Genomic DNA, 8,856 nt, shown 5'->3' on the forward strand with positions numbered 1-8,856 from the left:
GGATCACTCGGAGTTATCATGCAAGGGATTAATTATAGTGGTCTAGCTGAAAAATATGGAGTGAAATTTGAAACAATCAAAAGTGGTCCATACAAGGATATCATGTCTCCAAGTCGGGAGATGACTGAAGAAGAAAGAAACATTATGCAAACGATGGTCAATAATGCATATCAGGGATTTGTCGATGTAATTGCAGCTGGTCGTAATATGTCTGAGTCAGAGGTACGCAGTATTGCAGACGGACGAATCTATGATGGTAGACAAGCAAAGGAAAATCATTTAATCGATGAATTAGGGTACTTTGAGGATACCGTTGAAGCCATGAAAAAGGATTACGAGCTTGGAAATAGTAAAGTCGTGGAATATGAAAGTAATTTTGGTTTTGGATCCCTCTTTTCTATGAGTGCGAAAAAAATGTTTAGTGAAGACATCGAGATGGCAACTTTGGTTCATTTATTATCACAGCCAAATTCACCTAGAATGATGTATTTATACGCAGAATAGGAGGGATTAATTGAATATGGATCTTACACATGAAGGAATCCAGGGAAGTAATCAAGTTCACGATCATACAGTAGGACCAGTTGGTCAAGACTTACCACGCTATGCAGGCTTTTGGATGAGGTTTTGGGCATATTTATTAGACTTAGTTGTAATTGGTAGTATAATTCGGATCTTGATCTATCCAGCTTTTAGGGCGCTAGATATCCCATTATCTGAAAGCCATTTGTTTAGTGGCGCATCAATTGCAACTGCTGTTGTCTTTTATTTATATTTTGTGTTGATGACAAAGTTTTTTAAGCAAACATTAGGAAAAATGGTGTTTGGAATTAAAGTTGTATCACTTAACGGACAATCACTAACTTGGATGACGGTTCTCTTTAGGGAGTTGATTGGCCGGTATATCTCAAAACTCTTTTTCATTGGCTATATAATCGTTGCATTTCTTCCAAAAAAACAAGGAATTCATGATCTTTTAACTGATACAACTGTTATACATGCGTCAAAATAAGGGTGTCCTCGGACACTCTTTTTTTATTGAAGTCATTTCCAGATTGTGTATTTTTTATATTTAGTAGGTGATAATGAAATATTGAAAGGGTGTGAGTGTTGTGAAATGGCTATTATTCATACTATTATTTCTAGTCCTTCTTATCCTTTTAATTTTGATAACGAGGCTAACAATTTTTATAGAAGTAAATCACTCACAGGACGATGATCATATTAAAATAAGGTTCAGCATTTGGTTTGGAATGATAAGGTATACCATTAATGTCCCGATGGTTGCAATTGATAAAGAATCACCTAGCATTGTGTTTAAAAAGGATAAGAAAGCGAACATAGCTTCAGATGAGAAAAAGAAAAAGGCGAAATTCTCTGTTCACGATTTAATGGCTAATATCGACGATACAAAAAAAATCCTAAATCGGGTTATTGATCTGGTACCGATACTTAAACATTTTTTTAAGAAAATTTCAATTTCAAAATTCGAGTGGCATTCCCATATTGGAGTTGGCGATGCCGCCCATACAGGGATTGTCACTGGACTTGGATGGTCCATTAAAGGGACTATTGTCGGAGTGATTAGTCATTATCTCAATCTAAAAACTCATCCTGATTATTCAATTACACCGTCATTTCAGGTAGCTGTATCCGAAACAAGGCTAAGATGCATGATTCATTTTCGAATCGGGTATGCTATGGTAGCAGGAATCAAAGCGATTAAAAGGTGGCAAGGGGGTTTACCGAAATTTAAATCCCAGTCCCTTTCAAAGCTTAACGATGCCGATTCAGATAAAAAGTCAGTGTAGAATGTCAGGAGGAATGTAAGATGTCCGATCATCCAATACAGGGTTTAATGAAAACCGCAATGGAAAATTTAAAACAAATGATTGATGTGAATACAATTATTGGGGACCCTGTTGAAACCCCTGATGGGAGCGTAATTTTAACGGTCTCAAAAGTTGGCTTTGGATTTGCTGCAGGGGGTAGCGAGTTCAAGGGACAAGCTGAGGGTGGAAAAGATAGCGGCGGTGGAGGCGGAGACCAACAACAACAAGGATCCAAACTACCGTTCGGTGGAGGAAGTGGTGGTGGTGTTTCGATTACACCAATCGCTTTTTTAATTGTAAGTGCAAATGGTGTTAAAATGCTTCATCTTGATGAAAGCACTCATTTATTTGAAAAATTGATAGAGCTTGCACCACAAGCAGTGGAAAAAATTCAACAAATGTTAAAAAAGAGTAGTCAAGACCAGCATAACCAAAACCAAGATAAAAAACCAGATTTCGATATCTAATTACATCACAGAGTTAACTGTCCAACAGTTGACTCTTTTTTCATACCTTTTTCATTCGAATTAATTGCAAATCAATGGATTTATAGATATTATTTACACTGTACATATAAATTTAAGGAGGATTTTGGAAAAATGGCAAATATCACATTTAAAAACAATCCAGTAACTTTATTGGGGAATGAAGTAAAAGTTGGAGACCAAGCTCCTGATTTTACTGTATTAGCAAATAATTTAACACCAGTAACACTTGCAGACTCAAAGGGTTCTGTTCGTTTAATAAGTGTTGTTCCATCACTTGATACTGGTGTATGTGATGCACAAACTCGTCGTTTTAACGAAGAAGCAGCCGGTTTAGGTAATGTTAAAATCTTAACAGTAAGTGTTGATTTGCCATTTGCACAAGCGCGTTGGTGTGGTGCAAACGGTATTGAAAATGTACAAACTCTTTCCGACCATCGTGATCTTTCTTTTGGTGAAGCATATGGTGTAGCTATTCAAGAACTACGCTTATTAGCTCGTGCGGTATTCGTTGTAGACAGCAATGACACTGTTACATATGTTGAATATGTAAGCGAAGCAACAAACCATCCTAACTATGAAGCAGCATTAGAAGCAGCAAAGGCAGCTAAGTAATTTAGAAAAGCGTAAGCACCTTGCTCAGCCCCGACAAGCATAAGAAAGGCCGGCGAGAAGGATGTAGTTTATCCTTCTTGACGGATTGGCTTATGACCTCGAGGGGCTAGGCGCTGAAGCTAGACTAAAAAGAGAAGCTTCCTTATTCACATTATATGCCAAATATGGATAAGAAAGCTTGGGTATATTTTCCGAAAATTAAAAATATTTTCTGTTACCAATGCACTATTTCCTATTAAAAAATTGATTCGGTCCCCGAAAGAACTACATATTTCTACCTATCAACATAACCCATGGTCATAACCTGAAGAAATTCAGTAATGAATTTTTCATAATTAAAACGTAATGCAATCCGGTCTATTGTTTCTGAGGGCTCTTCGTCTGGATTCGCTCGAAAGTCAGCGACGCTCACTCCCTTTAAAACTCCAAACAATTCCACATTTACCCTTCGATGGGCATATTTCACAATTGATGGATTCACGATTGCACTTAGGGCGACAACATCATGTAATGGTGTGCCTTTAATACCCGGCGTACTCTTCTTATAGAATTCATAATAATAATCAAAAATTGGCTTGATTAAATTTCGAAATGGATTATGGGTTCCATGAAGGACAATTTGGTCAACCACTTCGGAGGTTAGAAGGGCGTGCATTGTAATATTTAGCGGATGAATGGCAAGGGTTTGTGCATGCTCACAAACAAGATTGGAAGCTATTGGATCTCCATAAAAATTCGCCTCAGCTTCAGCAGTGACATTTCCAGGGACAAAAAAAGCCCCACCCATTATATAAATACCTTTTACTTTATTCATTATTTCACCGCCAAGGAGAAAGGCAATCGCAAGTGATGTAGACCGCCCTACGTCGACGATATAGAGTTCATTTTCATTTCTTTTAATGATGTTAAATATCTCATCAAAATTTAATAATTCTGCTGTTGGTAATGTATCTGGTGGACGAATTGGGCCGAGTCCTTTTTCCCCATGTATTTCAGGATAATAAGGCGTGAATTCCCCAGATAGTGGACCCTTTGCTCCGGCAATAATCGGAACATCTCTCTTTCCAGCAAGGGATAATAAATAAGCCACATTTTGAATGGCTTGTTCTTGTTCCACATTTCCATAGCCAGGAACAATGCCAACAAACTCAATGTTTGGGTGGAGCAAACCATACATTATTGCAAGTGAATCATCAATTCCAGGGTCTCCGAAAAAAAGAACCTTTGCTGCCATATATTTCGCTCCCTTCAATATTTTCGCATAATACTCACTATATGAGAAAAAAAAACGCCTATTCCAGCGTAAGTCGGAATAGGCGTTTTACTCAAGTTTTATTTTGCAAATCTGTGATTACCAATCACTGTTGTTACTTCTCTAGACATCATGAATGGGTTTGATGATTTAGCTGGATTGAAGAAAAACAAAGATCCTTTCCCTTGTCCACGGAACGTAATGGCTTCTTCTACTGCACGTTTTGATTCTTCATCAGCAGGTTGATTAATTGCACCATCTGCTACTGGGCTAAATGCATATGAACCTCCTGATGTCTTTTCGTAAATAACATCTTTTATGGTATCCGGAAATTCAGATGAATCAACACGATTTAATACAACTGTTGCCACTGCAACCTTTCCTTCATACGGTTCACCCTTTGCCTCCGCATGTACGAGTCGTGCTAATAATTCCTTATCTTGTGCAGACACTGATTGTGGAATTTCAAGCTCTTCTCCCGGATAAATCATATCACTTGTTCGGTTGTTAACTTCCTTTAGCTCTAAAACAGATACTCCGTACTTCATGCCGATATTCCAAAATGTATCACCGGATTTAACAGTATGAGTTGCTGCCGATGCACTCACACTTGATGCTAATAATGATAATGTTAATGCAGTTGCAAAACCTATCTTTTTAAGGTTTTTCATGTTTTAATTCCTCCTAGTAGTCGTCGTTTTTGTCTCTACTAGAAGGTTAACAGCTGTAATATTTCGATTCACGGTCCAAAAATTGGTAGAATACGAAAGCCATTGGGACACTTTGTCTGAAAATATACTTGGAAAAAAAAGCCTCACCTATCGTTTTACCTAAATTTTGGACATGACGGTAAAATACGGGTTAAATTTTACAAACATAACAAGGATGTAATAAACGTTTTTACCATTTTACCGTTATTTCATAATCATTTTTATCCACTTTAACCCATGCTTTGTCGTTGGATAACGAAATGGCAAATCGAATCGTGTTGTTTGCTTCATAATTCCTTTTTCATGTGAAAATACATCAAAGCTCCCCTTGCCATGATAGGCACCAATCCCACTTTCACCAACACCCCCAAATGGCAGATGTGGTGAAGTAAAATGATAAACCGTGTCATTCACACAGCCACCACCGAAGGAAATCGACTCTAGCACTTTGTTTTGTACTCGGTCAACCTCTGAAAAAATATACAAAGCTAGGGGTTTTGGCTGCTTATTGATTTCATCGATTGTTTGTAAAATGTCCTCGTATTCCATCACAGGTAAAATCGGTCCAAAGATTTCATCCTCCATGATCGGGTCTTCCCATGTAATATTAGACAGGACCGTTGGTGCAATCAGTTGTTTTTCTGCATCTGATTCCCCTCCAAAATAAATGGTTCCACTATTGTAGACAAATGTTTTTAGACGCTGAAAATGCCGATCACTTACGATTTTTGTAAACTGGCTCTTCTCACTGATTGCATTTCCATACAATTCATGGATTGCCTCTGATAACAGCTTCAAAAATTCATCCATCACCTCATGATGGACATATAAATAATCTGGTGCAACACATGTTTGCCCCGCATTCATAAACTTCCCCCATGCAATTCGCTTGGCTGCATACCGAAGATTCGCATCCTTATGGACAATACACGGACTTTTCCCTCCGAGCTCTAGTGTTACTGGTGTTAAGTGCTTGGCTGCAGCCTCCATAATCACCTTACCAACAGCAACGCTTCCTGTAAAAAAGATATAATCTGTTTTTTCATTTAACAGAGCTGTACTTGTCTCAATTCCACCCTCAACTACTGCAATGTATTCCTCTTGGAAATTTTCACGAATCAGCTTTGTCATTAATTCTGAGGTCTTTGGTGTTAACTCTGAAGGCTTTACGATCGCGCAGTTCCCAGCAGCAATAGCACCAATCAAAGGGGCGAACGCAAGTTGGAACGGATAATTCCAAGGTGAGAGAATCAGTACCACCCCATATGGTTCAGGATAAATATAATTTTTACTCCCAAAGCCTGTTAAACTTGTTTTTACCTTTCTCGGCTTTGCCCATTTTTCAATATGTTTTTGAGTGTAGCGCAGTTCCTCCAATACAAACCCAATCTCTGTAGTATAGGACTCAAACTCCGATTTATTTAAATCTGTATGTAAAGCAGTCATGATTTCTTTTTCATGTGTTTTAATTAGACTTCGAAGCGTTTTAAGAGTATCAATTCGAAAATCAATTTCCTTTGTTTTCCCTGTAGAAAAGAATTCTCGTTGCTTTTTGATTAGCGTGCCGTATTCCACTATCATTTCCCCCATTTCAACAAGACTCTTCTTAATAAATAGGACAAGACTATGCAATTCTCCTTTATTTTTTAACAAAAACAAAGATAATAATACAAAAAGGTAAGCCCTTGAAATCTTAAGGCTTACCTTTTTGATGGTATTTTTACATGGTTGTCATTTTTTCTTTTATCGAGATATGACCTGATTTTTCAACTTTTGTTGCTAAATACTTCTTATTGTATTCAGAGATATCCCCCCATAGTGGGATATGTGTGTCAGATAAGAGCCCATATTCTTGTAATGCAGCTAATTTTTTCGGATTGTTTGTAATTAATGTAACTGGCTTTGCGCGTAACTCAGTAAGCACGCGAATCGCATCTTCATAATTACGGGTATCGTCTTTAAAGCCCAATGCAAGATTAGCCTCTACAGTATCAAGCCCTTCTTCTTGAAGGATGTAGGCAAGTGATTTTGAAAATAGTCCAATCCCTCTTCCTTCATGATCGGCTAAATAAAAGAGTGCCCCAGAGCCATTGGATACGATCATTCTCATCGACTCACGCAATTGGAAACCACAATCACAACGTTTGCTGCCGAAAATATCACCAGTATGACAGATACTATGCATTCGAATAAGTGCATCATTTTCAGTTTCAAAATCACCGTACACAAGTACCGATGATTGCTGCATGGCTGCTAGGTTTGTTAAAGTAAGTGAATCAAGCACATCCTCCGTACTCACTTCATCCTCAACTTTTAACCATGTATACCAATTAAATGTCACTATGCTTTCATCTAACTGAACAGGTAATTTTACAGGTCCAACTAAGCAGATATCCTGTTCTCCACGCTTTTGAATCATTTTCATTTTATTTAAAAGAAGGTTCTTCACCTTTTCTGAAACCATACTCAATCTCCCTTTCATACACTGCTACTAATTAATTGTTTCTCTCTTCTTTGTCTTGAAAGTATAGTATTTTTATAAAAGGGAGGTCAAGTAATATACATTTCAATCCTTTTTTCTGACATTACTGTACTATCGTTTTTCGGCATGAAAACCTAACTTTTTTAAGAGAACCATCATTTCTTCTTTTTCAGAATCAGAAAGAACCCCGACAATTTCTTCAATTGCCTCCTGATGTTTTGGAAAAATCTCGTCCATGAATTGTTTACCTTCCTCCGTAATCGACGCCCATGTAACACGTCGATCCTTTGGGCATGGATTTCTCTTAAGAAAATTCTTTTTCTCTAATTTATCCACAACATAGGTTATACTTCCGCTTGATAATAATACCTTTTTACCAATATGTTGAATTGGCTGGACTCCTTTGTTATAAAGAAGCTCTAGCACGGCAAATTCAGTTAAGTTTAATCCGTATCCCTTTACATCCTCTTCAACCCGCTCATTCACAGATCGGAATGCTCGAGATAGTATGACAAAAAATTTTAAGGAGAGGTTAGGAACATTGATTGCTTCATTTGTTTCCATCATTTCCACCCTTTTCATTATCTTGAACTCAAGATAATTTTACTAAATTATTATGGTCTTTGTCAACCTTGTTCTATGACTTATGTCCTATTAACTCCTTGCAACTTCCAAATATCGATACAGCACATCTCCACCATGAAGGGCAATCCCGCGAAAATACTTGAAATCTTCCCTTTTAACCAATGTAGTCCGAAACTCCAAGAACTGATCATTCTTCACTAAGTATTCACTAAGTTCTCCATCGCGTAGTTTATTTAACATTTCATTTACAAATTGTTCATTCATTCTATACACCTCGAATCATTTTCGGTCGACTTTTTGAACATGTACTTAAATTATAGTAGTTCGAAAAATAAGAAACAAGGCTAAAACCCATTTCTACTATGAATCAACACACAATACTCCTTTAGGCATATGATGTGGGAGAAATGTTTAGTAGGCTTTTATTATATATGCTAAAAGTTGAACATACAATTTTGGTTTTTTACTTAAAACCTAATCATTTTTTAAAGTATCAATAACAAAGAGGTGGATTCTATGAAAAATTATCAAAACGACATGTTTATGAATCCGAATATGCATGGGGGGCAACCGAGTATGTCTCAGACCCCACAACAAGGCTTTGTAACAGGATCAGAAGGTATTCAAATGGGATACCCTGAAGCAACTTTTCAACAAAATGTCGGAGGAGGCCACCCATATCCTGTTCAACAACAAATGATAGAAGAGGATTGTGGCTGTGGTCAAGATGAGGAGGAGACTAGAATGGCAACAGGATTTAATCCATATGGGCCAGGAATGACACAAAATATAATGGTTTCACATGGTCCTCATGGACCTGGCTGTACTTGTGGACATCAACAAGATCCAATGGCTGGTGCAGGTATGATGGGTGGCTTTGATCCTCAAGGACCTG

12 protein-coding genes are annotated in these 8,856 nt (G+C 37.5%); 6 read left to right on the forward strand and 6 right to left on the reverse strand.

What is annotated here, in order from left to right; genetic code table 11:
• From sppA to tpx, 5 genes are all read left to right on the forward strand, one after another.
• Nucleotides 1-504 (forward strand): signal peptide peptidase SppA (sppA, locus tag V7147_RS22695; protein WP_335370070.1); only part of this gene is annotated, 504 nt, incomplete at its 5' end.
• A gap of 16 nt (nt 505-520) precedes the next feature.
• Nucleotides 521-1,012, forward strand: a complete 492-nt coding sequence (locus V7147_RS22700; RefSeq protein WP_335370080.1) for an RDD family protein — start codon at nt 521-523, stop codon at nt 1,010-1,012.
• Nucleotides 1,013-1,112: 100 nt separating this feature from the next.
• Nucleotides 1,113-1,811 (forward strand): DUF2953 domain-containing protein, encoded by a 699-nt coding sequence (locus tag V7147_RS22705; RefSeq protein ID WP_335370071.1) that lies wholly within the window; start codon nt 1,113-1,115, stop codon nt 1,809-1,811.
• A 20-nt stretch (nt 1,812-1,831) separates the two neighbouring features.
• Nucleotides 1,832-2,299: a GerW family sporulation protein gene (ytfJ, locus tag V7147_RS22710; RefSeq protein ID WP_335370072.1), complete on the forward strand. Its 468-nt coding sequence runs from the start codon at nt 1,832-1,834 to the stop codon at nt 2,297-2,299.
• 132 nt (nt 2,300-2,431) lie between these two features.
• Entirely contained in the window at nt 2,432-2,932 is a 501-nt protein-coding gene (gene tpx, locus V7147_RS22715; RefSeq protein ID WP_335370073.1) for a thiol peroxidase, read from the forward strand.
• Nucleotides 2,933-3,206: 274 nt separating this feature from the next.
• Here the strand turns inward: tpx and V7147_RS22720 are convergent, their stop codons facing one another.
• The 6 genes from V7147_RS22720 to V7147_RS22745 form a co-directional block, all read right to left on the reverse strand.
• The gene (locus V7147_RS22720; RefSeq protein WP_335370074.1) at nt 3,207-4,166 is read right to left on the reverse strand and encodes a nucleoside hydrolase; all 960 of its coding nucleotides are present in this window, start codon (nt 4,164-4,166) and stop codon (nt 3,207-3,209) included.
• A gap of 98 nt (nt 4,167-4,264) precedes the next feature.
• Nucleotides 4,265-4,855 (reverse strand): cell wall hydrolase, encoded by a 591-nt coding sequence (locus tag V7147_RS22725; protein ID WP_335370075.1) that lies wholly within the window; start codon nt 4,853-4,855, stop codon nt 4,265-4,267.
• 243 nt (nt 4,856-5,098) lie between these two features.
• Nucleotides 5,099-6,472 carry an aldehyde dehydrogenase gene (locus tag V7147_RS22730; RefSeq protein WP_438824637.1) on the reverse strand — a complete coding sequence of 458 codons (1,374 nt, stop codon included), beginning with the start codon at nt 6,470-6,472 and terminating at the stop codon, nt 5,099-5,101.
• 142 nt (nt 6,473-6,614) lie between these two features.
• Nucleotides 6,615-7,358 carry a GTP cyclohydrolase II gene (locus V7147_RS22735; RefSeq protein WP_335370076.1) on the reverse strand — a complete coding sequence of 248 codons (744 nt, stop codon included), beginning with the start codon at nt 7,356-7,358 and terminating at the stop codon, nt 6,615-6,617.
• 129 nt (nt 7,359-7,487) lie between these two features.
• Nucleotides 7,488-7,940 (reverse strand): MarR family winged helix-turn-helix transcriptional regulator, encoded by a 453-nt coding sequence (locus V7147_RS22740; RefSeq protein WP_335370077.1) that lies wholly within the window; start codon nt 7,938-7,940, stop codon nt 7,488-7,490.
• Nucleotides 7,941-8,030: 90 nt separating this feature from the next.
• A complete protein-coding gene (locus V7147_RS22745) occupies nt 8,031-8,225 on the reverse strand; it encodes a hypothetical protein (protein ID WP_335370078.1) in 195 nt (64 codons plus the stop codon).
• A gap of 252 nt (nt 8,226-8,477) precedes the next feature.
• Here V7147_RS22745 and V7147_RS22750 point away from each other — a divergent pair.
• The coding region (locus V7147_RS22750) for a hypothetical protein (RefSeq protein WP_335370079.1) at nt 8,478-8,856 on the forward strand (379 nt) is incomplete at its 3' end.

Origin of the sequence: Bacillus sp. JJ1521 (genome assembly GCF_036965165.1) — a bacterium.
GTDB lineage: Bacteria > Bacillota > Bacilli > Bacillales > Bacillaceae_L > Ferdinandcohnia.